Annotated in this window: 24 protein-coding genes and 1 pseudogene; 13 read left to right on the top strand and 12 right to left on the bottom strand. The window is 68.0% G+C overall.

Going from position 1 to position 24,463, the window contains the following annotated elements; translation table 11 throughout:
- Positions 1–61 precede the first annotated feature (61 nt).
- Positions 62–640, bottom strand: coding sequence for an SLC13 family permease (locus tag HF877_RS10415; protein WP_346765108.1), 579 nt, complete (start codon positions 638–640; stop codon positions 62–64).
- Positions 641–915: 275 nt separating this feature from the next.
- Here HF877_RS10415 and mgtA point away from each other — a divergent pair, with 275 nt between their 5' ends.
- A complete protein-coding gene (gene mgtA / locus HF877_RS10410; RefSeq protein WP_206036955.1) occupies positions 916–3,624 on the top strand; it encodes a magnesium-translocating P-type ATPase in 2,709 nt (902 codons plus the stop codon).
- A gap of 19 nt (positions 3,625–3,643) precedes the next feature.
- Here the strand turns inward: mgtA and HF877_RS10405 are convergent, their stop codons facing one another.
- Positions 3,644–4,867 (bottom strand): globin domain-containing protein, encoded by a 1,224-nt coding sequence (locus HF877_RS10405; protein ID WP_169621112.1) that lies wholly within the window; start codon positions 4,865–4,867, stop codon positions 3,644–3,646.
- Between the two features lie 11 nt (positions 4,868–4,878).
- The gene (locus tag HF877_RS10400; RefSeq protein WP_169621111.1) at positions 4,879–5,337 is read right to left on the bottom strand and encodes an Rrf2 family transcriptional regulator; all 459 of its coding nucleotides are present in this window, start codon (positions 5,335–5,337) and stop codon (positions 4,879–4,881) included.
- Positions 5,338–5,482: 145 nt separating this feature from the next.
- Here HF877_RS10400 and HF877_RS21520 point away from each other — a divergent pair, with 145 nt between their 5' ends.
- The 3 genes from HF877_RS21520 to HF877_RS10385 all read left to right on the top strand — a co-directional run bounded on the left by HF877_RS21520 (position 5,483) and on the right by HF877_RS10385 (position 8,452).
- On the top strand, positions 5,483–6,409 hold the full coding sequence (locus HF877_RS21520; RefSeq protein ID WP_169621110.1) for a universal stress protein: 927 nt from the start codon (positions 5,483–5,485) through the stop codon (positions 6,407–6,409).
- Positions 6,410–6,479: 70 nt separating this feature from the next.
- A complete protein-coding gene (locus HF877_RS10390; RefSeq protein ID WP_169621109.1) occupies positions 6,480–7,520 on the top strand; it encodes an LLM class F420-dependent oxidoreductase in 1,041 nt (346 codons plus the stop codon).
- Positions 7,521–7,549: 29 nt separating this feature from the next.
- On the top strand, positions 7,550–8,452 hold the full coding sequence (locus tag HF877_RS10385) for a universal stress protein (protein ID WP_169621108.1): 903 nt from the start codon (positions 7,550–7,552) through the stop codon (positions 8,450–8,452).
- A 37-nt stretch (positions 8,453–8,489) separates the two neighbouring features.
- On the opposite strand, the gene HF877_RS10380 is transcribed toward HF877_RS10385, so the two are convergent.
- Together HF877_RS10380 and HF877_RS10375 are read right to left on the bottom strand one after the other, a co-directional pair.
- Entirely contained in the window at positions 8,490–8,753 is a 264-nt protein-coding gene (locus tag HF877_RS10380; RefSeq protein WP_169621107.1) for a hypothetical protein, read from the bottom strand.
- A gap of 78 nt (positions 8,754–8,831) precedes the next feature.
- Entirely contained in the window at positions 8,832–9,755 is a 924-nt protein-coding gene (locus HF877_RS10375; protein ID WP_346765106.1) for a nitroreductase family protein, read from the bottom strand.
- Between the two features lie 194 nt (positions 9,756–9,949).
- Here HF877_RS10375 and HF877_RS10370 point away from each other — a divergent pair, with 194 nt between their 5' ends.
- Positions 9,950–10,597, top strand: a complete 648-nt coding sequence (locus HF877_RS10370; RefSeq protein WP_169621105.1) for a response regulator transcription factor — start codon at positions 9,950–9,952, stop codon at positions 10,595–10,597.
- A gap of 13 nt (positions 10,598–10,610) precedes the next feature.
- Here HF877_RS10370 and HF877_RS10365 read toward each other — a convergent pair whose 3' ends face one another.
- The 3 genes from HF877_RS10365 to HF877_RS10355 are packed head-to-tail and all read right to left on the bottom strand — an operon-like array spanning position 10,611 to position 13,391.
- Positions 10,611–12,266, bottom strand: coding sequence for a GAF domain-containing protein (locus HF877_RS10365; protein ID WP_169621104.1), 1,656 nt, complete (start codon positions 12,264–12,266; stop codon positions 10,611–10,613).
- Complete coding sequence (locus tag HF877_RS10360) at positions 12,263–12,925, bottom strand: alpha/beta family hydrolase (RefSeq protein WP_296550580.1); 663 nt, start codon at positions 12,923–12,925, stop codon at positions 12,263–12,265. Before HF877_RS10360 ends, HF877_RS10365 begins: the two co-directional genes overlap by 4 nt.
- A gap of 55 nt (positions 12,926–12,980) precedes the next feature.
- Positions 12,981–13,391 (bottom strand): RidA family protein, encoded by a 411-nt coding sequence (locus tag HF877_RS10355; protein WP_169621103.1) that lies wholly within the window; start codon positions 13,389–13,391, stop codon positions 12,981–12,983.
- A 71-nt stretch (positions 13,392–13,462) separates the two neighbouring features.
- Between HF877_RS10355 and HF877_RS10350 the strand changes: the two genes are divergently transcribed.
- The gene (locus HF877_RS10350) at positions 13,463–14,077 is read left to right on the top strand and encodes a TetR/AcrR family transcriptional regulator (protein ID WP_169621102.1); all 615 of its coding nucleotides are present in this window, start codon (positions 13,463–13,465) and stop codon (positions 14,075–14,077) included.
- Here the strand turns inward: HF877_RS10350 and HF877_RS10345 are convergent.
- Positions 14,070–14,936: an Fpg/Nei family DNA glycosylase gene (locus HF877_RS10345; protein WP_169621101.1), complete on the bottom strand. Its 867-nt coding sequence runs from the start codon at positions 14,934–14,936 to the stop codon at positions 14,070–14,072. The two genes, HF877_RS10350 and HF877_RS10345, sit on opposite strands and share 8 nt — an antisense overlap.
- Before the next feature lie 81 nt (positions 14,937–15,017).
- Between HF877_RS10345 and HF877_RS10340 the strand changes: the two genes are divergently transcribed.
- The 3 genes from HF877_RS10340 to HF877_RS10330 are packed head-to-tail and all read left to right on the top strand — an operon-like array spanning position 15,018 to position 16,667.
- Positions 15,018–15,818 (top strand): thymidylate synthase, encoded by an 801-nt coding sequence (locus HF877_RS10340; protein WP_169621100.1) that lies wholly within the window; start codon positions 15,018–15,020, stop codon positions 15,816–15,818.
- Positions 15,818–16,306, top strand: coding sequence for a dihydrofolate reductase (locus tag HF877_RS10335; protein ID WP_169621099.1), 489 nt, complete (start codon positions 15,818–15,820; stop codon positions 16,304–16,306). The genes HF877_RS10340 and HF877_RS10335 overlap by 1 nt, the downstream gene beginning before the upstream one ends.
- Before the next feature lie 34 nt (positions 16,307–16,340).
- Positions 16,341–16,667, top strand: a complete 327-nt coding sequence (locus HF877_RS10330; protein ID WP_169621098.1) for a cupin domain-containing protein — start codon at positions 16,341–16,343, stop codon at positions 16,665–16,667.
- Here the strand turns inward: HF877_RS10330 and HF877_RS10325 are convergent.
- Both HF877_RS10325 and HF877_RS10320 read right to left on the bottom strand, forming a co-directional pair.
- Positions 16,651–18,185: pseudogene (locus HF877_RS10325) on the bottom strand (carboxylesterase/lipase family protein). The gene HF877_RS10330 and the pseudogene HF877_RS10325 sit on opposite strands and share 17 nt — an antisense overlap.
- A 54-nt stretch (positions 18,186–18,239) precedes the next feature.
- The gene (locus HF877_RS10320) at positions 18,240–19,109 is read right to left on the bottom strand and encodes an NAD(P)H-binding protein (protein WP_169621097.1); all 870 of its coding nucleotides are present in this window, start codon (positions 19,107–19,109) and stop codon (positions 18,240–18,242) included.
- A 90-nt stretch (positions 19,110–19,199) separates the two neighbouring features.
- On the opposite strand from HF877_RS10320, the gene HF877_RS10315 reads away from it, so the two are divergent.
- Positions 19,200–19,973, top strand: coding sequence for a WYL domain-containing protein (locus HF877_RS10315; protein WP_169621096.1), 774 nt, complete (start codon positions 19,200–19,202; stop codon positions 19,971–19,973).
- Here HF877_RS10315 and HF877_RS10310 read toward each other — a convergent pair.
- A complete protein-coding gene (locus tag HF877_RS10310) occupies positions 19,964–21,187 on the bottom strand; it encodes a hypothetical protein (RefSeq protein ID WP_169621095.1) in 1,224 nt (407 codons plus the stop codon). The two genes, HF877_RS10315 and HF877_RS10310, sit on opposite strands and share 10 nt — an antisense overlap.
- Positions 21,188–21,261: 74 nt before the next feature.
- Here HF877_RS10310 and HF877_RS10305 point away from each other — a divergent pair, with 74 nt between their 5' ends.
- The 3 genes from HF877_RS10305 (at position 21,262) to HF877_RS10295 (ending at position 24,332) form a co-directional block, all read left to right on the top strand.
- Positions 21,262–21,858, top strand: a complete 597-nt coding sequence (locus HF877_RS10305; protein WP_169621094.1) for a TetR/AcrR family transcriptional regulator — start codon at positions 21,262–21,264, stop codon at positions 21,856–21,858.
- Positions 21,855–23,477 carry an acyl-CoA dehydrogenase family protein gene (locus HF877_RS10300; RefSeq protein WP_169621093.1) on the top strand — a complete coding sequence of 541 codons (1,623 nt, stop codon included), beginning with the start codon at positions 21,855–21,857 and terminating at the stop codon, positions 23,475–23,477. Before HF877_RS10305 ends, HF877_RS10300 begins: the two co-directional genes overlap by 4 nt.
- Before the next feature lie 72 nt (positions 23,478–23,549).
- On the top strand, positions 23,550–24,332 hold the full coding sequence (locus tag HF877_RS10295; protein WP_169621092.1) for an FAD:protein FMN transferase: 783 nt from the start codon (positions 23,550–23,552) through the stop codon (positions 24,330–24,332).
- Positions 24,333–24,463 lie beyond the last annotated feature (131 nt).

Genomic DNA, 24,463 nt, shown 5'->3' with positions numbered 1-24,463 from the left:
GACCACACGACCGATCTCACGTCTCCTGGCTGGAGGGTTGGTGCTGTGTGGGGCAAAGGATTCAGGGACGGCTACCGGCGGTGCCGCGTCGGCGGCGGGTGACGACCCACCGCCACAGCATCGTCGCCGGCGAGCCGGTGTAGGTGAGGTTCGGCCCGAGATTCACCCCGAGCAGCATCGACGGGCATGAGGGTCGAGGCGGAGTTTGCCGGATGCGCAGACGCATAACTCGCCGGACGACGTGAAATGCCCATGGAGAGGCAGCGGCGAGCACAGCGGGAGTGAGCAGAACTACCGTCGCATCGACGCTCAGTACCGCGGTCGTGGTGGCACATGCGGCGAAGACCCACACGAGCAACCGGACGGGACTTCCCCGTGCGCTGTGCCGCAGCATCGAGGCCATCCACCGGAACACTCCGTGAGCGTCCGTCGCGTGCGCCAGAACCAGGATCGCGGCGAGGAAACCGACCGTCGGAAGGAGTGCCCGCACCTGATCGAGCGCCTGTTCGGGCGTCAACGCCCCGATCACGGGCAACAGAATCGCAGCGGGTCCGGCCACCGCCACCTCGGGCAATCCGTGCGGTCGCACGACGGCGGCGACGAGCACCAGCACGATCAGCGCAACCACGACGACGATCACCGCGCCATCATCTCTCCTGACGGGGGGACCGGAGAACGAGCATTCGACAGCATTCCCGCGCGGACGCTGCGATGATCACGGGTGCGCCTGTCCGCCGAAACCACACGGGTGACGCGGAAATACCCCGCTCGACGCGGAAGAACCCCGCTTGACGTCACGCCTTCGAGACGAGCGAGATCAATGCCGACCTCACCGAACAAGACGACAGCGATTGCGGCCGAATGCGCCTGCGAGGGCGAGACGGTGGCAGACGCCGGGACGATCCGTCCGGCGACATGATCGCCGGAGGTGCGCAGCGGACACAGCACAAGGCGGGTTCTCCCGGCCTGGCGATCGGCGACGCCGCCGCGAGCCCGGTCGCCGAGGTGCTGTCACGCCTCGGATCCTCGTCGTCCGGGCTGAGCGCCACGGAGGCCGCGGAGCGACTCGAGAGTGTCGGACCGAACGCCGTCCGGAGTTACGGGGTGCGGGTGTGGGCAGTCCTCGCGCGACAGTTGCGGAGCGCACTGCTGCTCCTGCTGGCCGTCACCGCAATCGCGTCGTTCTTTCTCGGGAATCGGAGCGACGCCGTCGTCATCGGGATCATTCTCGTCGCCAGTGTCGGCCTCGGATTCGTCAACGAGTACCGGGCCGAACGTGCGACCGCTGCGCTGCACTCGAACGTGCGGCACACGACCGTCGTTCTGCGGGACGGCGCGGCCGCGCGGGTCGATGTCACCGAACTCGTACCCGGCGACGTGGTGCGCCTGGTGCTCGGGGACGTCGTGCCGGCCGACATCCGACTGCTGGACGTCGTCGATCTCGAATGCGACGAGAGCGTGCTCACCGGAGAATCCGAACCCGCTGTCAAGACCACCGATGCCGTCCCGGAGGGTGCGGCGACGGCGGACCTGACGGATTGCGCTTTCATGGGCACGATCGTCCACGGGGGGACCGGCACGGGCGTGGTGGTCTCGACAGGAGTGAACGCGGAATTCGGGCGCATCGCTCGCGGACTCGGTGACAGGGAACCGGAAACGGACTTCCAGCGCGGACTGCGAAGCTTTTCGGTGCTGCTGCTGCAGGTCGCACTGGTTCTGACATCGCTGATCGTCCTGATCAATCTGCTGCTCGACCGCCCGCTCATCGAGTCGCTGCTGTTCGCGCTCGCGATCGCGGTGGGTATCACGCCCCAGTTGCTTCCCGCAGTGGTCAGCACCGCTCTGGCGTCCGGATCCCGCCGTTTGGCAGCGCAGAAGGTGCTGGTCAAGCGACTCGTGTGCATCGAAGACCTCGGCGATGTGGACTTCCTGATCACGGACAAGACCGGCACCCTCACCACCGGGCGGATCGCATTCGTCGAAGCCGTACCTCTCGACGGCAACAGCGCCGAACACACAGTGCTGCACGGATTGCTCGCGACCGAGACGGAAACCGCCGGTCCCGGGCAGCGGATCGCGGCCAACGCGATGGACACGGCACTGTGGGAGTCGGCGGGGGAGGTCGGCGGGCAGGCCGACCGGTACCGGCGTATCGACGGCGTACCGTTCGACCACAGTCGTCGCATGGCCTCGGCGCTGACCGCTGGTCCGGACGGCGACGCGACATTTCTGGTGGTCAAGGGCGCACCCGAATCGGTGCTGGCGCGGTGTGTGGAGGCGAGTGCCGACGCGCGCGAGCGGCTGGCACAGCTGTTCGACGAGGGGCGCCGCGTCGTCGCGGTGGCGACGAAGAATCTCGACGGGTCGCGGACCCGGGTCGGAGCCGACGACGAGCACGACCTCCACTTGACGGGATTCCTCGTGTTCTCGGACGAGCCGAAGGAGTCGGCACGACACTCGCTGGACCGGCTTGCTCGACTGGGCATCACCGTCAAGGTCGCGACCGGCGACAACGCCCAGGTGGCGGAGCGGGTCTGCGCCGAGTTGGGTCTCGGCTCGGCTGGCAGCGTGACAGGCGCCGAACTCGGACGTCTCGACGACGATCAGTTCGCTGAAATCGCCCAGCGTGCAACTGTGTTCGCACGGGTGTCCCCGGAACAGAAGGCGCGGTTGGTGCGGGCGCTACGCGGGCATGGGCGCGCGGTCGGGTTTCTCGGGGACGGTGTCAACGACGCGCTCGCGCTCCATGCCGCCGACGTCGGAATCTCCGTCGATTCGGGCACGGATGTGGCGAAAGACGCCGCGGACGTGGTTCTTCTGGAAAAGGATCTCGGTGTGCTCGCCGACGGCGTCACCGAGGGCCGTCGGACCTTCGCCAACACCATCAAATACGTCTTGATGAGCACGTCTAGCAATTTCGGCAACATGTTCAGTGCCGCTGCCGCATCGGCTGTGCTCACCTTCCTGCCGATGTTGCCCAGCCAGATCCTTCTCAACAACCTGCTCTACGACTCGAGTCAGCTGGCGCTCCCGGGCGACCGGGTCGACCCGGAGGAACTGCGTGCGCCGTCGCATTGGGACATCGGGTTCATCCGCCGGTTCATGCTGTTCTTCGGCCCGCTGAGTTCATTGTTCGACTTCGTGACGTTCGGGCTCATGCTCGGGGTGTTCCATGCCGGACCGGAACTGTTCCGTACGGGATGGTTCGTCGAGTCGTTGGCCACCCAGATTCTGATCGTCTTCGCGATCCGCACGCGCCGTACGCCTTTCATCCGCAGCCGGCCGAGCCGCACCCTGATCGTGACGGTCGCGGTGGTCCTCGCCGTGGGTATCGGCGTGACCTACTCCCCGTTCGCCGACGACCTCGGTTTCACGAGCCTGCCGCTCGGGTTCTTCGCCATGCTCGTCGTGCTGATCGTCGGCTACCTGGTTCTGATCGAGTTCGCCAAACGGTTGTTCTACGCCGAGCCGCTGCACCATCCTCCACCCTCACCGCGACGCGGACGACGGCGTCGACTGCATCGGCGCGCAGCGCACTTCGGCACCGGCGCGAGGCTTCCGGTGGTCGTTGCGCGCGTGGCGAATTCCGCGTCGGGCCATGCGGCGAGCAAGGGTGGAGGATGAGCGACGACGACTCCTGTCGTCAGGACGCGGGGCTCCAGCTGTCCGGACCGAACACCTCGTAACGGATGTTCTCGGCCGGCACGTTCCGGGCGATGAGCGCCTCACGCAGCGAGAGCATGAACGGCAACGGACCGCACAGGTATGCCCGCGTGGTCGGATCGAGTGGGAGATCGGAAATGTCGGCCCGGCCGACGCGCATGGTCTCCAGCGGTTGCCGTGCGCCGAGGTCCTCGTACCACCGGTACACGTCGGCCGACGGGATCCGCTCCACCAGTGTTTCGAGTTCGCGCCGGTGCGCGTGGCTCGCGGGAGATCGGTCCGCGTGGAGGATCGAGATGCGCCGTGCGTCGCCGGATTCCGCGAGGTGGTCGAGCATGCCGATCATCGGTGTGCACCCGATCCCGGCCGAGGCGAGGAAGATCGGCTTGTCGTCCTCGGGGAGCACCAGATCACCGAACGGAGTCGTGACATCGAGGTCGTCACCTTCGAAGACGTTGTCGAACAGGAAGTTCGAGACCTCACCTGCGGGATGGGTTGTCCCGTCGGCGCCGGTGGCCGGGAGGACGCGCTTGACGGTGATGCGCCAGTCGCCCTTCGACGGAGCGTTGGACAAGCTGTACTGGCGGATCTGGCGCGCGCCGTCGGGGAGTCGAACGCCGACCGAAAGGTACTGTCCCGGGCGGAAAGTGGGGAGAACCGAGCCGTCCTTCGATGCCAGTGTGAAGGACACGGTGTCGGCGGACTGGTGCGTCCTGTCGACGACACGCACGGTGCGCCACACGTCACCCGTCTCGACGCCTGCGGCGGCATAGAGGTCGGCTTCGAGGGCGATCAGGGTGTTCGCCATCAGCCAGTACACCTCGTCCCACGCCGCCGCGACCTCGGGAGTGACGGCCTCGCCGAGAACTTCCACGATGGCCTCGAACAGGTGCTTGTGGACGATCCAGTACTCGTCGGGCTTGATTCCCAGCGATGCGTGCTTGTGCGCGATGCGGGAGAGGATCGACTCGACGCGCGCCGGGTCCGGATCGAGCTGAAGGGTCGCGAACGCCGCGATGGAACCGGCGAGCGCCTTCTGCTGCTCACCTTGCTTCTGGTTGCCGCGGTTGAACAGGTCCCGTTCGAGTTCGGGGTGAGCGTCGAACATCTTGCGGTAGAACAACGGCGTGATGTCGCCGATGGCCGCACCGACTGCGGGCAGCGTCGCTGCGATGACGTCTTTGGATCCGGGTGAGAGCGGCATTGGGGTTCTCCTCATGGGTGGGTGGGAGGCGAGATTCGCGGGGGCACGGGAAAAGGCAGTTCGGCAGTGTTGCCCCGGGTCGCCAGATCGGCGACGGTGAGTGTGTCGAGCGCGGAGTAGAAAGCTTCCCGAGCTGTGCGCAGGGCAACGCGAAGAGTGCAATTGCCGCGGAGGGGACATGGTTTCGGTCCGTCGCAGTCCACGACCTCGCCTTCACCCTCGAGCTGGCGCGTGAGCCACCCGATCGTGGCGGTTCGGCCGAGTTCGGTGATGGCCAGACCACCTCCGCGCCCGCGCCGGGTGATGACGACGCCGAGCTCCCCGAGTCGCGCAACGACCTTGACGGTGTGTGCGTACGACAGTCCGAGTTGTTCGGCGACCGTAGCGGTGTTCGGCAGGTCTGCCGCCGGGGCGGCGGCCAGATGCGTGACAACTCGCAGTCCGAGATCGGTGAACCGAGTGAGTTGCATGCCCAGGACGATATAATTAGGTATCCGAAATGACAATTAAATTGTGATGTGCATCGCCGCTGGAATCCGTTGTCCTGACTAATTTCTCGAATCGGTGGGACCAAAGTCCCCGACGGTGACCTGCGATTGCGGCTACCCTCGATTTGTGACGACTCCGAGCGCAGAACCCCACGACCGCCGTCGGGTGACGGTGGGTGTCGACGGTTCCCCTCCGTCCGAACGCGCTGTTCGATGGGCGGCGGCGACTGCGGCGGGGCGCGGCCTCACGCTCCATCTCGTCCACGCAGTCGATTTCGCCCCGGCGTCGTTGCTCACGCCGACGCCCTCGGCGGAGCTTCCGTTCTTCCGGCCCTCCCAGGTGTTCGAATGGGCCGAGGAGGACGCCACCGCTCTGCTGTCGGACGCCGAGGAGATCGCTCGTGCCACCGAGCCCGACGTCCGGGTCACGACCGAGATCGCACTGACGGGTAGCGCGAAATGGCTGGTAGAGCTGTCGCGCCGGTCTGCGATGGTGGTGCTCGGCGCGACCGGCAGTACCCGGCTCGGTGAGTTGCTCCTGGGATCGACGCCCGTCGCGGTCGTCGGTCACGCGGCATGTCCGGTCGTCGTCGCACGCGGCGCCGCACCACCCGTTCCGGACAACCGGCCGGTCGTGGTCGGGCTCGACGGCAGCGCACTGAGCGAAGTGGCCGTCGAAGCGGCTTTCGAGGAGGCGTCGTGGCGCCGGGTCGATCTGGTCGCGGTGCACGTCTGGAGCGACATGCGGCCGGGTGAGATCGCAGCGTCGCCGCACTGGTTCGATCCGGTGGCGTTCGAGGAGAGCGAGCACGCCCTCGTGTCCGAATGTCTCGCCGGTTTCGGCGACCGGTTCCCGGACGTCACGGTGCACCGCAAGATCTACGTCGACGGTCCGCGGGTTCACCTGACGGCCTGGAGTGAGAAGGCCCAGCTCGTGGTGGTCGGTAGCCGTGGTCGTGGAGGATTCGCCGGCCTCCTGATGGGCTCGACGAGCAACACGCTCCTGCGGGAGGCGGCCTGCCCCGTGATGGTCGTGCGACCCGGAGCATCGTGACGGCGGTAGTGTGCGTTGCACTATCGACGACCACGTCCGCGCGGGTGCGCGGCAGGAGTGAGGGTGGCGCATGCGCATCGGAATGGGACTGAACTACAGCGGTGGATTCGCCGAGACCGCCGCCGAGGTCGCTGACCTCGAACAGGCCGGACTCGACATCGTGTTCGTACCCGAGGCCTATTCGTTCGATGCGGTGAGCCAGATCGGTTACCTGGCGGCCAAGACCAGCCGTGTCGAACTCGCGTCCGGCATCCTGCAGTTGTTCACCCGTACCCCCACGCTCACGGCGATGACGGCGGCGGGCCTCGACTACGTCTCCGACGGCCGGTTCGTGCTCGGGATCGGCGCGTCGGGTCCGCAGGTGATGGAGGGGTTCCACGGCGTCCCCTACAACGCGCCGCTCGGCCGCACCCGCGAGATCGTCGACATCTGCCGCCAGGTGTGGCGCCGCGAGAAGGTCGAGCACCAGGGCAAGTACTACCAGATTCCGCTGCCCGCGGATCAGGGCACCGGTCTCGGTAAGCCGCTCAAGCTCATCAACGAGCCTGTGCGCGAACGGATTCCGATCATCATCGCGTCGCTCGGACCCAAGAACGTCGAGATGACGGCGGAGATCGCAGAGGGCTGGCAGCCGCTCTTCTACTTCCCGGAGAAAGCCGCGGGAGTGTGGGGAGACTCCATCGCCAAGGGCAAGGCCAAGCGCGACCCGGCCCTCGGAGATCTGCAGATCTACGCCCAGGTTCCGCTCGCCATCGGCGACGACGTGGAGCACATGCTCGACTGGGTCCGGCCGATGGTCGCTCTCTACGTCGGCGGCATGGGCGCCAAGGGCAAGAATTTCTACAACGACCTCGCGGTCCGCTACGGGTACGAGAAGGAAGCGGAGAACATCCAGGATCTGTACCTGTCCGGCAAGAAGGAAGAAGCCGCGGCCGCGGTACCCGTCGAACTGATCCGCGCAGTGTCGCTGATCGGCCCGGAGGGCTTCGTGCGCGAACGGGTGGCCGCATTCGCCGAGTCGGGCGTCACGACCCTCAACGTCACACCGTTCGCGCCCGACACTGCCGGTCGCGTGCGATTGATCGAACAGCTGCGGCACATCTGCGGCTGACACAACCCCGAGAAAGGTTCCCGCCACCGATGAGCGAACCCAACCCGATCGTCGTCGCCGTCGACGGATCCGAGGCATCCACCAATGCGGTGATCTGGGCGGCACGATCCGCTGCGGCGCGAGCGCTGCCGTTGCACATCGTCACCGTCGTCCACATTCCCGCGTTCTACTACTCGGAGCCGTACCTCGCGCAGAGCTTCCACGAGGAGATGAAGGCGACGGCGCGCGATCGGCTCGACAGCGCCGCCATGATGGCCCGGCAGATCGTCGACGACTCCGGACGGGTCGAGGTCACCACCGAGCAACTCGAGGGCAAGGTGGCGTCCACCCTGGTCGCGGTGTCGGCGAAGGCCGATCGCCTCGTGGTGGGCTCCCGCGGGCTCGGGGAGGTCAAGGGGCTGCTCGCAGGTTCGGTGTCCACCGCGGTGGCGTCCCATGCCGTGGCCCCGGTGGTCGTGGTCCGCGGCCGCACCCTCGACGGCGCCCCGCCGGCCGAAGGTCCCGTCGTGGTGGGCGTCGACGGATCGGAGTCGTGCCGGGCCGCCGTCGAGGCGGCGTTCGTCGAAGCTTCCTCACGTGGCGCGACCCTCGTGGCCGTCAACGTGTGGAGCGATGTGAGTGTGCAGCCGTCGCTCGGCGCGGTGCCCGAAGACCCGCACTGGAGTCGCATCCAGACCGGTGAGGAAATCGTCCTGGCGGAACGGCTCGCGGGATATCGGGAACGCTATCCGGACGTCGTGGTGGAGCGGGTGGTCGCACGCGACCGGCCGGTGCGTGTGCTCAGCGAGTACGCCGAACAGGCACAGTTGCTCGTGGTGGGAACTCGTGGCCGGGGCGGCTTCAAGGGGCTGCTGCTCGGTTCCACGAGCAACGCGCTGATCCAGACCGCGGACTGCCCGGTCATGGTCGTCCGGTCCGAAGTCGAGGACTGAGCGCGCGGCGCAGAACAGCGATGACGCGAGCAGGGTGTCAGCCGAATTCGTCGACGCCCTGCTCGCGTAGTTCGTTCCAGGCGTCGGCGGGATGGACGCCGCGGGCGATGGCGCAGTTCTCGATGAGGACGCCGAGCATCTGAGACATGAGGAACGCGACGTCGTCGAACCTGCCACAGCTGTACCGGGACGCGAGCCAGCCGGAGACGTTCCCCGCCTTCGCTGCCTGTGCCATGTCCAGCGCCGCGTGGAAAAGTTCCGTCGTGGGGGCCTGAACCGGGTCGTCCGTGGGTGCGCTCACTGTCTCCTCCTGTCTGCGTCGTGGTACCGGAAGGAATCACGGTCTAACAGATTGCACTGTAATCGCCTGTCGCACACATCAAAAGCCGATCCGCATGATGAGCTGGGGTGGCGCCGGCAGATCGAGTAGTTCGGCGAGCCGGGACGCCGAGTCCCCGATACGCAGCGGATGCGTGAGCACCGATGCCGACAGTCGCGCGTCGACCGCTGCGAGCCACGCCCGCTGGGCCGCCATTCCCACACGCACCAGGTCTTCCGGTTCGGAGGAGTCGGGCACGAACAGCAGAACGGTTTCTCGCGCGATGGAATCGGAGAGCGCAGCCGGGTCGGGGACGCCCGTGGTGATCAGTGCTGCGCCCGCGGCACCTCGCTCATCGAGACCGGTGTTCCACGTCGTGACCACCTCGGCGTTCCCGTCGGGTTGCCAGTGCGAGGTCCACGAGAACATCTCGCGCTGGTAGTGCTGGTGCCGGCGCTTGGCTTCGGCCGCATAGGTGAGGGTGCCGGCCAGGGCGCTCGCCTCGTCGGGGGCCAGCAGCACGACGTGGATTCCGGGCACTTCGGCAGCCGCGGAGATCACGTCGGCGATGGTCTCGGCAGGTACCGGGACGCCGGCGAAGGATTCGCGGTGGCTGCGCCGGTGGGATATTGCGGCGTAGAGGCGAAGGTCCCAGTTCGACGGTGCGGCCGCCTCGACCGCGTCGACCCGTGCGACCAGCGCAGAGCGATCGGGATCGGGGAACAGAGCGGTCCGGGTCCGGTACCCCAGCACGCGCACGGCCAGTTCCAGGTTCGCGACGGCTGTGCCGCACGAGATCGTCCGGTCGGGGCGGAGCGGATCGCCGCCGGGCTCGGCGAATTCGGTGCGTTCCTCGAGTTCGGCCGACTGTCCGGGGAGGTACAGGTTCCACGGCTGGGTGTCGTGAACGCTCGGGGCCGCGACCACGGCCCGTGCGATGATGTCCGTGCCCCCGGCGTTCCAGGTTTCGAAATCGACTGACACGGTCGCCTCCTCGCTCAGGGTCACCGTTTCCGGACGCGGTGTAGGCACACACGCCCGCATAGGTAGCGTTGCTCATGAGACACCTGTCGCGCGTGGGGCGAAGGTCCCGGACCTGCCGTCGAACGGCCCGGAGCCGGGTCACGAGGGTGACGGCTGGGACAATGGGGACCGATGCCCAACGAAAGGTGCGTGACATGCCCCGCGTATTCCTCGTCGACGACCACGAGATCGTCAGACGCGGCCTGGTCGACCTGCTGAGCAGCGTCGCCGACTTCACCGTGGTCGGAGAGGCCGCATCGGTGGGGGAGGCGCTCGCCCGGGTACCCGGCAGCGACGCCGACGTCGTGGTGCTCGACGTGCGACTCCCCGACGGGAACGGGGTGGAATTGTGCCGTGAACTGCGCAACCGCATGCCAGAACTCCGGGCGCTGATGCTCACGTCGTACGCCGACGACGAAGCGCTCTTCGACGCCATCATGGCGGGCGCGTCCGGATTCGTGCTCAAGCAGATCCTCGGCACCGACCTGGTCTCCGCGATCCGCACGGTGGGAGAGGGCGGTTCGCTGCTCGACAGCCGTGCGACCGCGGCCTTGATGGAACGGATCCGGGCCTCGCGCAACGCAGACCCGCTCGCCGAACTGTCCGAGCAGGAGCGCGCGGTCTTCGAGCTGATCGGTGAGGGCATGACCAACCGGGAGATCGCCGAGCGGCTGTTCCTCGCAGAGAAGACCGTCAAGAACTACGTCTCGCGGCTGCTGTCGAAGCTCGGAATGCAGCGACGCACCCAGGCCGCTGTGCTCGCCACCGAGCTCCGCAAGGAACGCGGGCACGACAACACCTGACGGGGTCCGGCGATCAGAGCGGGGCGCACCAGACCAGCCGCGTGCCCCTGCTCTCGTTGGATTCGACGCGGAACGACCCGCCGCACTGCTCGGCGCGTCGTTCCAGATTGATCAGACCGCTGCGCCGAACGGTGGCGGGCAACCCGGTTCCGTCGTCGACGATCTCGATCCGGAAGTCCTCGAGGGCCGAGACCGAGACGGAGATGTTCTCGGACTGGGAGTGCCGGAGTGCGTTGCTCAGCCCTTCCCGCAACACCGCTTCCGCTTGTGGATGGATGCGGGCGGGCACGAGGGTGTCGATCGGGCCCCGGAACTGGATGTTCGGCGACACGGCCGAGTGGACGCTCAGATCCCCGACCACGTCGAGCAGTCGCCGCCGCAGGCTCGTCGACGCTGCGGCGCCGGTGGTGTGCAGGTCGAAGATGGTCGTGCGGATCTCGCGGACGGTCCGGTCGAGTTGTTCGACCGCGTGCTGCACCACCTCCGCCATCCGGTCGTTGCCGACGCCCGAGGCCATGGTGCTCTGCAAGCTCATCCCGGTGGCGAACAACCGCTGAATCACGTTGTCGTGCAAGTCCTGTGCGATTCGGTCGCGGTCGGCGAGCACATCGAGCAGTCGCTGCTTGCGTTGTTGCTCTGCGAACTCGAGGGCGACGGCCGCGAGATTCGCCATCGATTCGAGACGGAGGACGTCTTCGTCGCCCCACGGTTCGCTACCCGCTGCCCGTGTCGCGACGAGCGCACCGGTGATCGCGGAGGTGGCGGAGAGTGGGAGTACCACCGCGTGACCCGGTCCGCTCGAATCCGCCGACGGGAGAAGCCATGTCGTACGGGTGTGTACCGGCTTCCGGGTTCTGAGGGCGCGCATGATCGGTGACCCGGTGAGGTCGACGCGCGTCGAAGTCAAGGAGGGCTCCGCGGGGGCCGCCGCCCGGACCGAGCCCTGTACGCCGTCGGCCAGGACGACGTACACCTCGGAACACACGGCGAGTTCCCGAACCTGGCCGACGAGCAGCGAGAGGGTGTCGTCGACCGAGCCGCCGACGAGCAACCGGGCGTTGATCGATGCCATTGCGGTGAGCCACCGCTCGCGGGTGAGGGAACCCTCGAACAGCCACGCGTTCTCGACGGCCATGCCGGCCGAGGTCGCCAGGACTTTCAGGAGGATCTCGTCTTCCTCGGTGAACTCGGGTGCGCCGATTTTCTCGGTGAGATAGATGCTGCCGAACACCTTGCCGCGCACCATGATCGGAGTCCCGAGGAAACTTCCCATCGGGGGATGGTTGGCAGGGAAGCCGATCGAGCCGGGGTGCTGGGACAGGTCGGCGAGACGCACCGGCCGGGGGTCGTTGACGAGCAGGCCGAGAAGGCCGCGACCCTCGGGGAGGTGTCCCATGACCTCCCGCTGCGTGGGGTCGATGCCCACGTAGACGAATTCCGAGAGTCCGCCGTCCGAGGCACGCACACCGAGAGCGCCGTACCGGGCGCCGAGCAGCGACGTCGCTGCCGAGACGATGCGCTGCAGCATCGAATCGAGTTCGAGGCCGGACCCTACGACGAGCACGGCCTCGAGCAGTCCACGAAGCGTCGCGGGGGTGACCGTCTCGTCCAGGCGCTCGCGCATTTCGGACAGCAACGTGTCGATGACACCGTCGGTGAGCTCGCTCATCGGGCCTGGCCGTCCACAAGTGCCAGAACCGCGCGGACCGCGATCTCGGACGGGTCTGCTTTCGCGCGACCCAGGTCGTGTGCGGCCCCCTCCACGGGGACCAGCGTCGTCGGGGCCGGCACGAGCGCGAGGGCGTGCCGCAGTTCGTCGAGCGTGCCGAAGGGGTCCCGGTCTCCGTGCACGAACACCGACGGCGCGGTGAGGGCAGGCAGATGTTCGGTCCGCGGCTTGTCGGGCTGGCCCGGCGGGTGCAGCGGGTACGACATGAGCAACAGTCCGTCCGCGATCCCGGGTCGTTCGGCGGCGAGCATGGTCACCTGGCGCCCGCCGTACGACACTCCGCCGAGAATGAGCGGCCCGTCGGAATATTCCCTGGTGGCGGCTGCGACCGCGGCGACCCCCTCGCGGTCCTCGCCGGCACGCGACGGCTGCGGCGGCCCTTTGGGGCGGCGCCGGCGGAACGGGAGGTCGTACCGCAGCGCCACGAAACCGTGCGCGGCGAAACGGGTGCACATGAGCTGGAGGATCTTCGCGTTGCAATTGCCTCCGGCTCCGTGTGTGAGCGCGACGACGCCGCGCGGGGAGCCCGAAGCGGAGTGCAGATAGCCGGACAGGGCCTCGGTGTCCACGTGTTCGGCGTCTTCGGGTGCGGGCGTCACACGGATACGGTAACCGCATGCTCCGAGGTGGCCCTCGGAGATGCGGCCCGGGGCGTCAGTCGACGACCGCGGTGGCCTCGACTTCGAGAAGAAGTCCCTCACCCGCGAGGGCGGCCACTCCGATGCCGGTGAAGGGCGGGAGCGGCTTGTCGATCCCGAGGCGCGCGGCGGCGCGGGCCACGCCCTCGACGAACGGTTCCATCTTGTCGGGCGACCAGTCGACGACGTAGACGGTCAATTTCGCGACATCGTCGAATGTCGCGCCGGCCTCGGCCAGGGCGGTGGCGACGTTGAGATAGCACTGCTCGGCTTGGGCCGCGATATCGCCCGCGCCCACCAGGGTGCCCTGCGCATCGACCGAGACCTGACCGGCCGTGAACACGAGCTTCGAGCCGGTCGCGACCGACACCTGGCGGTAGAGATCGACCTCGGGCAACGCTTCGGGGTTCATCAAGGTGACGGGCACCGGTACTCCTCTGGGTTGATCGGACTGGCAGGCGCTTAATATAGCAAGGCAATGTTATGTATTGTTCAGGCATGGTGAGGTCCAAAGATCCGGCGGTGCGCGCACTGCTTCTCGAACGGGCGGCCCACATGCTCCGTACCCGTGAACCGATCACTCTGCGTGCACTCGTGGCGGGCACCGGCGTCTCCACGATGGCCGTCTACACCTACTTCGGCGGCATGGACGGGTTGTGGATGGCCCTCCGGCAGGAGGGCTTCACCAGGCTGGAAGCCAGGTTTGCGACCGTGGCGCTCACGGACGATCCGGTCCGGGACCTGACCGCACTCGTCGCGGCGTATCTCGGGAACGCACTCGAGCAGCCGGACCTGTACCGGGTGATGTTCGACGCGAGCGTCGACCTCGAAGACCTCTCGGCTGCCGATGCCACCCTCGAGTATCTGGTGCGGGCGGTGCGCCGGGCCGAGGGCGAAGGCCGCTTCACCGGAATCGAGCCCTTGGACCTGGCGATCCAGAGTTGGGCGATCGGCCACGGGTTGGTGTCGCTCGTCGCGAACGGGCCGTTGCCCGAGGACACGCTCGAACACTGTGTACCGATGCTCACGGCGCTGTTCGTCGGAGCAGGCGACGACATCACGCGGTGCCGAGCGTCGGTGGCACACGGCTGGAGTCGGCCTACGGCTACTTGAGCAGCCTGGACAGCCGGCGGTCGGCGAGCACCTTCCCGCCCGTCTGGCACGTCGGGCAGTACTGGAAGGAACGTTCCGCGTAGGAGACTTCGCGGACGGTGTCTCCGCACACCGGGCACGGTTGACCGGTGCGGGCGTGCACCCGCATGCCGGAGCGCTTCTCGCCCTTGAGCCGGGCTGCGTCCTGCCCGACGGATCGCGCGACGGCGTCCTCGAGCACGGAGCGCATCGCGCCGTACAGTGCCGAGACCGAGGCGTCGTCGAGCCGTCCGGCCGTGGCGAACGGTGACAGTCGCGCCACGTGGAGGATCTCGTCCGAGTAGGCATTCCCGATTCCTGCGAGCACGGACTGATCGGTGAGGAACGTCTTCAGCCGGGAGGTACTCCCGGCGACCAGTGCGGCGAACTCGTCGGCGGTGAGCTCGAGGGCGTCCGGTCCGAGGCGCGCGACACCGGGGATCTTCTTCGGGTCGTCGACGACCCAGACCGCGAGCCGCTTCTTGGTGCCCGCTTCCGTGAGATCGAACGCCGGCGTCGTCGCGTCGGGCGCGAACAGGTGGACCCGCAGAGCCAGCGGTCCCTTCCCCAGCTTCGGCGGAGACTGCGACGGTTCGTCGAGCCACCGCAGCCACCCCGCGCGGGAGAGGTGTGTGACCATCTGCAGGTCCGAACACTCGATGGCGAGGAACTTGCCGTACCGGGCGGCGCCCGTGATGTCCCGCCCCTGCAATGCGGTGATCGGCGGATCTGCCGTCTGCAGCACGCTCAACGCGGCCACGTCGATCCGGCCCACCACGGATCCGACAGCATGCTCACGCAGGAATACGGCGAGTGCTTCCACCTCGGGCAGCTCGGGCATGGCTCCCAGGCTACGACTCGGGCGCGATCACCGGGGCTCGGCGGACGAACCGGTGTCGGGACGACGCCGTAGACTGCCCTCGTGACTGTGCCGACCCCCTACGAAGATCTCTTGCGACTCGTCCTCGAGACCGGTGCCGAGAAGAACGACCGTACCGGGACGGGCACGCGGAGCCTGTTCGGTCACCAGATGCGCTTCGATCTCTCCGAGGGCTTTCCGCTCGTCACCACCAAGAAGGTGCATCTGAAGTCCATCGTCTACGAGTTGCTGTGGTTCCTGCGCGGCGACTCCAACGTCCAGTGGCTCCGCGACCACGGCGTGACGATCTGGGACGAGTGGGCGCAGCCGGACGGCGATCTCGGTCCCGTCTACGGGGTCCAGTGGCGTTCGTGGCCGACTCCCGACGGACGGCACATCGACCAGATCTCGCAGGTGCTCGAGACGCTGCGCAGCAATCCCGACTCGCGCCGGATGATCGTCTCCGCGTGGAACGTCGCCGACCTGGACAAGATGGCGCTGATGCCGTGCCACGCGTTCTTCCAGTTCTACGTCGCCGACGGCAAGCTCAGCTGCCAGCTGTACCAGCGCAGCGCCGACCTCTTCCTCGGGGTGCCGTTCAACATCGCCAGCTACGCGCTGCTCACCCACATGGTGGCGCAGCAGGTCGGGCTCGAGCCCGGCGAGTTCATCTGGACCGGCGGCGACTGCCACATCTACTCCAATCACATCGAGCAGGTCACCGAGCAGCTCACGCGCGCGCCGTACCCGTACCCGACCTTGCAGTTGCAGCGCCGGGACTCGCTCTTCGACTACACCTTCGACGACGTGAAGATCGTCGGCTACCGGCACCATCCGGCGATCAAGGCGCCCGTGGCCGTCTGATGGGTGAGATCAGCCTGATCTGGGCACAGGCCCGCAACGGCGTCATCGGGCGCGACAACACGATTCCCTGGCACATCCCGGAAGACCTGGCGTTCTTCAAGGACGCCACGATGGGCAAGCCGGTGGTCATGGGGCGTCTCACGTGGGATTCGCTGCCGCCGAAGTTCCGGCCGCTCCCGGGCCGCCGCAACGTGGTCGTCACCCGCGACCCGGAATGGTCGGCCGACGGTGCTCACGCCGCATCCGGTCTCGACGAGGCGTTCCGGCTCGCGGGCGACGGCGATGTCGTGGTCATAGGTGGCGGCCAGATCTACGCGCAGGCGATGCCGCGAGCGACCCGTCTGCTGGTCACCGAGGTGGACCTCGACATCGACGGGGACGCGACGGCTCCGGAGATCGGGCCCGAATGGTCGGCGACCGAGACCGGAGAGTGGCGGTCGTCGGCGAAGGGGATCAGGTTTCGCTGGGTCCGGTATTCGCGAAGCTGAGTGTCGTGTCGGTGAGTACGCCATACTGCGCTACATGGACAAGCTCTCCCTGACCGCGCTGGCCCGGCAGCAGCTGAAACTGGCGGCGACGTCGAGCAGTGGCCGTAGTTCGCAGACGGTTTTCGGCGGGCACGCCAAGCATCTGCGGCAGACCATGGTGGCGCTGCTGGCCGGGCACGAACTCGGTGAGCACGACAGCCCCGGCGAGGCGACCCTGCAGATCCTTCAGGGGCAACTCCAGCTGGTCGCCGGCGACGACCTGTGGAAAGGGTCGGCGGGGGATCTGATCGTCATTCCACCGGCGCGGCACAGCGTCCGGGCCATCGAGGACGTCGCGTTTCTTCTCACGGTCGTGAAGTAGCGGGCGCGTCGCTCGTGTAGCCGCGATAGCCTCCCACGCGATCCGCCGCTCTCGGCGCGGATCGTCCTCCACTCGCTGGGGAACATCGAAAATCATGGTCGCGCGGTCTATTTCGTCATAAGCGGGCCACGAAGGCAGTGGTTCGCCGTGCCTCGCGAAATGTGTCCACTGCCGCTGTACCGATGCCGCGACGGTGCGCAGCCCGCGCCGTCCGCCCGCGGTGGTGAGGATCCGGCCGATCGGCTCGTCGGCCTGATCGAACACTGCCAGCAGATCGACCGCGTGCGTCGCGTCGAACCCGGTCCACTTGAGGAGACGCGGCGCGTAGTCGAACCGGTACATGTACGTCGGTGCGAAGCGTGCGTGCGCCTGTGCGATCTGGAGTGCGGGATACCAGAACGTGAAGTCGCCGCCGAGATCGATTGCGGCCTTCTCGTCCGGATATCCGGGGTACGCCGCGGTCACCCGGCTCTTCGCGTCCGGGTCGGTCGCAGCGAACATGCGGTCGATGCGGTCGGGACTGGTAGGCAGGCCGTCGAGGAACTTCGGGAACAGCGCGCCTTCCCGGTCGTTGGTGCCGATGACGAGGGGGACCGGATGAGCCGCTCCGGTCTCGAACGCATCGAGCGGAGCGATCGGGACGACATCGCCGTCGACAACCGGCCCGAACGGGTGGAGGCCGGGAGTGTCCCTCAGAGTGTGGGCGCCCAGACGCGCACCCGCGCGTCCCAGGTCCGCGGGAGAACCCCCGGTAAGTGCCGCGACAGCCGATTCCGAGTCGGCGCCGAGCAGTTCGAGGAACACGCGACTCCACCGGGCGGAGTTGTCGGCGGTGTTCACCAGGTTCGGGGCGGGACTCTGCGCGATCGCCCCGGAGAAAAGCCCGCGCGCCGCGGGCGTCGCGAGCAGCGTCGTGACCGAGGTACCCCCGGCCGATTCACCGAAGATCGTCACGTTGCCCGGATCGCCGCCGAAAGCAGCGATATTGCGCTGCACCCACTCGAGGGCCGCGACCTGGTCCCGGAGACCCAGATTGGAGTCGAATTGTGTGGTGCCGTCGGAGAACTCGCGGAAATCGAGATATCCGAGCGCGCCGAGCCGGTAGTTGACCGACACGTACACCACATCGCCGCGCCGTACGAGCGACTCACCCCCGTACAGGGAGAGGGCAGTGGTGCCGAGAGTGAATGCGCCGCCGTGGATGAACACCATCACCGGCCGCGGACTGTGCACCCGGCCCGCGGGCGCAAGGACGTTGAGCGTGAGACAGTCCTCGGCGGGGCGCACCCGGACGCCGCGGCGTCCCGTGGCGACTCCTCGCGGGTGCTGGGATGCCGCATTGCCGAACTGCGTGGCGTCCCGCTCGCCCGTCCAGGGTTCGACGGGCTGGGGAGCGCGCAGGCGCAGCGCGCCCACGGGTGGTGCCGCGTAGGGAATGCCGCGCCACGTGAGCAGGTCGCCGGTTCGGACACCGCGAACAGCGCCGTCCGCATATGTGACGAGGGTCTCGGACGTCATTCTTGGCACTGTACGGGACGAGTCACCACGATCGGCGAGTCCCGCGCAGGGGCGTCACAGTTGCGGGCGCAGCACGTCGTACGCCCACGCCGCCAGGGTCGTCGGCGTCGTGGACCGTATCGAGCGTGATTGTTCCGGAACGAATCCGTCGCGGAGGCCGGTGGACATGCCCGTCATCGCGTCGACCTGCGCGTCGGACAGGCCGGCGGCCTGTAACCCCCGGCGCATCTCGTCGTCGGCGATCTGTTCGGCGCGCAGCGGCAGGTCCGTCGCAGCGGAGACGATCTCCGCGACCTGTGTCCACGTGAGATCGGACGGCCCGTGGACGGCCTGCACGTGACGGCCGCTCCACTCGGTCGAGAGCAGTCGTGTGGCCGCGACCTCGGCGATGTCGCGGGGCGCGACCCACGGCATCGGATGGTCGACCGGCACGATCACCTGCACGGTGCCGGAGGCGATCATGTCGAGTTGGTACTCCAGGTTGCTGAAGAAGTACCCGCACCGCAGGTGCGTGACGTCGGCATCCGTGTCGTCCAGTGCGAGTTCGGTGGCGGCCAGGCCGTCGATTTCGCCTGCGCCGCGGCGCTTCTCGGCCCCGACGCTGCTCTGGAAGACCACCCGCCCGATGCCGTTTTTCGTGACCGCCCGGGCGATACTCGTGGCTGCGCGGCGGTACTCGGCGAGAGGGTCGTCGCCGGAAGCTGGCGGGTCCACCCAGTAGATCGTGTCGACCCCGGCGGTTGCCTCGACGACCGCATCCGAATCGAACTGGTCGACTGCGACGGTGTCGACCTCCGCACGCAGCCGAGCAGGCAGCTTCTCGGGACGGCGCGCCAGGACCAAGGGGCGCACCCCGGCACGGACCAGGATGGGAACGAGATGGCGGCCGACGTGTCCGGTGGGAGTAGTGACGGCGATACGCATGTATGGATCTCCTCTCGTCGAGTGCTCCGGCGTCACCGTATCGAGAGATACGGCCCGATCCTGTCCGCCATTTCGGTCACCATGGATTTCATGACGAGCGACCCGACGACACGCGCGCTCGAACTCCTGTCGGTTCTCCAGCGGGGAGGGGAGTGGACGGCAGCCGTGCTCGCCGCGCGCCTGGGGGTCAGCACACGTACGGTCCGCCGCGATGTCGAGCGGCTGCGCCGTCTGGGGTATCGGGTGGACAGCCGGCCCGGCCCGTCGAGTGCGTACCGGCTCAGGGCAGGCCGGTCCGTCCCGCCGCTGCTCTTCACCGCCGACGAGGTCGCGATCCTGGTCGCCGGAGTGCGGCTGATCGCGCCTCGCCTCGCGAGCGCGGAGAGTGCGGGCGGCGCGGACAGGGCGGACGATGCGGACAGTGCACTGGCGAAACTCGAGAACGTACTCTCGCCGGTGCTGCGGCAACGTGCCCACGCGATGGACCTCGCCACCGAGGTGCTCGACGACGCGCACGGCGTCAGCGTGCAGGTGGTCGGGGCGCTGGCCGATGCGGTCGCGGAGTCCGGACGGGTCCGCTTCGGCTACCGCGACCGCAACGATGCAGCGTCCGTCCGGACGGTGGATCCGTATCGCCATGTATATCGGGCCGGCCACTGGTATCTCGTCGGGTTCGATCTCGACAGAGACGAGTGGCGCACCTACCGCATGGACCGGATCGGCTCCGTGGAACGTATCCCCGGCACGTATCGTCGGCGCGACCTGCCCGGCGAGTCGCTCGGCCGCTGGTTCGACACCGACTTCGGGAGAGGCCGGGACTCGAGGCACCAGGACGCGGGCCACCGGGACCCGGGTCACCAGTAGGTGGCGTGCAGACCTCTCTCGGCGAGTTCTGCGTCGATGAACGCGCGCAGCGTCCGGGTGTCGGGGAATCGATCTTCGTCGAGGGCGACGAGCGCGAGCGTGTATCGATCGTCCCGGCTGCACAGGTAGGTCGACAGGCGTGTCGAGGTCGTGGCGTCCCTCGTGCCGAGGCCGGGATGCATGGCGCGCATCGCCACCCCGGCGGTGCGGTGCGGACCGAACGCATCGAGCACGGCCGGGACGCGACCGATATTGGAGCACAGCATGTCTCGCTCGCCGGCGCCTCTGGCGAGGCGGGCCGCGACACGGTCGGGTACGAGTTGCACGATCTCTGCGGGGATACCGTGCGGCGCGCCCTCGCGAGGCTGCCGGTACGCGTGCGTGGCCTTGGTCCTGATCGTCGCCACCGTGTCGTCCGCGTCGACGGTGATACCCGTCATCGATACCCCGTTGGAGGTGGTGCCGGAACCGCGGTCGTCCACAGGAATGGAGATCTTCAGTGGGAAGGGGATGCCTGCGCGGCGGGCGATCCCGGTCGCGATCGCCAGCATCAGCGAATTCGCGGTGCCCTCTCCGATGCCGGCAGCGGCGTCCCACTCGTCGCTCGGCACGTCGATCAGGGCGGTACGGGGACGCAACCGCACCGACAGCGGGACCGGCGGTTTTTCACGCGGACCGGAACGGCGCACGCCCCGGAGACCGCGCGCGACCGTACGGACGACATGCAGCGCGTCGCGGACGTCGGAGGTGTGGGACTCGTCGGGTGGCTCGGCGTGACCGGCGAGAGCCTCGGCCACAGCATCGATCAGTCCCCGCGCGTCGGTCAGTACGTGGGAGCAGACGAGGGAGACGAGAGTGCCGCCGGCGGCGAGATGTGCTGCGACCAGTGACCACCCGGGTCCGTGTTCGGGATCGAGGTCGACTTCGGTCTGGGCATCGGCCCATTCGAGGATCGCGTCGTCCGCCACTTTCTCCGCGGGGTAGCGCAGCGGGTACGAGTGCGTGCTCGCGACGAATCGGGGGCGGGCGCCGGGTATGCGGGGCCGAACAACCCGGCGGCCGAGGGGGCCTTGCGACAACGCGTCGTGCAGGGAGATGAGGAGGGGAGCGTGCACGGTGTCGTCGGTGCGCCACAGTCCCTGCATCACCGACGGAAGCCCGGAACCGCGGTGTCGGTGCAGGAACATTTCGTCCACCACGCTCAATCGACTCATGCGTTAGACCGTAGCCCGGACCGCGGGCGGAAAGCCTGTTGACCAAAGGTTTGAACCGGGGTTCAATTCTTGGTATGCCGTACCGGCGGACCCCCGCGGTCCAACAACGTCTCGACGACCAGCGCGACGCGATTGCGGCCGCAGCGGTGGCGCTCGTCGCCGAACGCGGATATCGGGAGATGTCGATCGCGGCCGTCGCCGAACGCGCCGGAGTCGCGACCGGCAGCGTCTACCGGCATTTTGCCGACAAGTCGGATCTGATGGTGCAGATCTTCCGGGACCTGTGCGGCCGAGAAGTCGAGGCCGTCGTGTCGGCGGCCGCGACGGGATCGGCGGCCGGGCGGATCTCGGCCGTCGTGGAAACCTTCGCGTTCCGGGCGCTGCGCAATCCCGTGCTGGCCTACGCCCTGCTCGCGGAACCCGTCGACGCGGCTGTGGACGCCGAGCGACTGGTGCTGCGCAGAGCGTTCGCCGCCGCATTCGCCGGCGCGATCCGGTACGGCATCACCACGGGCGAATTCGCAGACCAGGACCCGGATCTCGCTGCCACCGCTCTCGTCGGAGCGGTCGGGGAGGTACTCACCGGACCCTTGCGGGCCGGTGCGGCTTCGGCAGACACGGTGCCTGCCCTCGTGGCATTGTCCCTTCGCGCGTTAGGAGCGCCCTCATGACATTTCCCGCGACGCACATCGTGTCCAACCAGGCGCCCGACCTCGTGCCCTACAGCGCTGCGGACGATCGCGCATTGATCGAAGGACTGCACCGCGAAGGCGGAAGCTGGGCAGAGGACGAGGTACACGAACTCGGGGCGCTCGCGGGAGGGGCCCGGGCACAGGAGTGGGGCAGGCTCGCCAACGAATATCCGCCCGTCCTGCGCACCCACGACCGGTACGGCAACCGCATCGACGAGGTCGAGTTCCACCCGCATTGGCACGACCTGATGACGGTCGCGGTCGAACACGGACTGCACGGTGCGCCGTGGCGCGACCCGCGCCCAGGAGCGCACGTGGCCCGGGCCGCCAAGTTCTACGTGTGGGGTCAGGCCGACGCCGGCCACATGTGCCCCATTTCGATGACGTACGCGGCGATTCCGGCGCTCCGCCACAATCCGGCACTCGCGGCGGAATACGAACCGCTATTGGCGGCGCCGCACTACGACTTCGGTCTGCGGACACCGGCGAGCAAACGCGGTCTCATCGCCGGGATGTCGATGACCGAGAAGCAGGGCGGCTCCGACGTCCGCGCCAACACCACCACCGCGACACAGAACGCCGACGGCACGTACACGATCGTCGGGCACAAATGGTTCACGTCCGCGCCGATGTCCGACGTGTTCCTGACCCTCGCGAACACCGGCGCCGGGCCCACGTGTTTCCTCCTGCCGCGCGTCCTGCCCGACGGCGCCCGCAACCGCATCCGGATCCAGCGGCTGAAGGACAAACTGGGGAACAAATCCAACGCGTCGTCGGAGATCGAGTACGAGGGCGCCGTGGGATGGATCGTCGGACCCGAGGGACGCGGTGTCTCCACGATCATCGACATGGTCAACATGACTCGGCTCGACTGCGTGATCGGGTCCGCGACGGGGATGCGGATGGCAACACTCCGCGCGGTCCACCACGCACGGCACCGCGCGGCATTCGGTGCGCTCCTCGTCGACCAACCACTCATGCGCAACGTTCTCGCCGATCTCGTCGTCGAGTCCGAGGCGTCGACCACCATGATGATGCGGCTCGCCGGCGCGACCGACCGCGCGCAGGGCGACCCGCAGGAAGCGGCGCTGCGGCGGATCGCACTGGCGGTCACCAAATACTGGGTGTGCAAGCGGGCGCCCGCCCACGCCGCGGAAGCGCTCGAATGCCTCGGTGGCAACGGCTACGCCGAAGAGTCCGGGATGCCGAGGCTCTACCGCGAAGCACCGCTGATGTCGATCTGGGAGGGTTCCGGGAACGTCGCTGCTCTCGATGCGCTGCGCGCCATGGTCAAGCAACCCGACACCGTCGAGGCCTTCTTCACCGAGGTGCAGCGTGCGCAGGGCGCGGATTCGCGGTTGGACCACGCCATCACCCGCGTGGGCAAGGAACTCGCAGACCTGGAGAACATCGAATACCGCGCCCGGCGGATCGTGGAACTGATGGCGCTCGTTCTGCAGGGCGCCCAGCTCGTGCGGCACGGCCACCACGCCGTTGCCGACGCGTTCTGCGCGAGCAGGCTCGACGACGACTGGGGGATCGCCATGGGTACGTTGCCCACCGGGGTGGACACCGAGGCGATCTTGACCCGCATCTGAGACGGGCTGCCGCGGAGAGCCCCGGGCATACTGGAAAGGGTCGGTGAATCCCGCACACGAGGGGAGACCGCCATGATCGACACGAGCCGGTGGCGGGGGTTCGGGCGGCACGTCGTGCTCGCGGTGACCGAACCCCGTGCGCTGGGGCAGGCCGAGGAGATCGTGCGCTCGACGATCGACGTGTCCGAGGCAGCGTGTGATCTCCGGCGCGGTGATGCAGAACTGCACGCCGTCAATCTCGGGCAAGGCGTCCCCGTGCGGGTGAGCCCGCGCCTGTCCACGCTGCTCGAGTCCGCCCTGCGGGCTGCCCGGATGACCGACGGTGCCGTCACGCCGGTCGACAACCGCCTCGACACCGAGTCGATTCCCCCGGTCCACCCGGTGCCCAGCTACCTCGACGTCCGGATCGAGGGCGACACCGTTCACGCGCCGTGGGGCGCGGGTCTCGACCTCGAGGAGACGGCGCGCGCCGATACCGCCGACTACGGGGCGGCACTCGCCGCGGAGGGGCTCGACTGCGGCGTGCTGGTGCGTATCGGCGACACGGCGGCCACCGCGGGCGCGCGCCCGGACGGCGGATGGCAGGTGGCGTTGCCCGGCCGGAACGACATCGACTTGCCCGCAGGCACCGCGATCGCCTCGCGTAGGGCAGGGGACCGGGCCGACGACCGGTGGCGCGTCGTCACGGTGGTCGCGCCCGATGCGGTCTGGGCCGACGCCGCGGCGCAGACGGCTCTGCACTGCGAGGTCGGTGCGATCGCGTGGCTCGAGCAGTACGAACTCGCGGCGCGGCTCGTCGACCGCCGGGGGCGGGTACACACCACGGCCGCGTGGCCGGATTCTCGCGCTGCATAACGGTTTCGGGCGTCGGGGAGAGATGTCAGTCCGAGTCGCGCATTCGGCGGTACGTGCGGATCAGGTTGTCCGTAGACGCATCACCCGACTCCGGCTCACCCACACCCCCCAACACCGGCGCCAACACCGAC

Source organism: Rhodococcus sp. BL-253-APC-6A1W (assembly GCF_012843405.1).
In the GTDB taxonomy this organism is placed as follows: Bacteria; Actinomycetota; Actinomycetes; order Mycobacteriales; family Mycobacteriaceae; genus Rhodococcus.
This window is presented reverse-complemented; position numbering and strand designations above follow the sequence as displayed.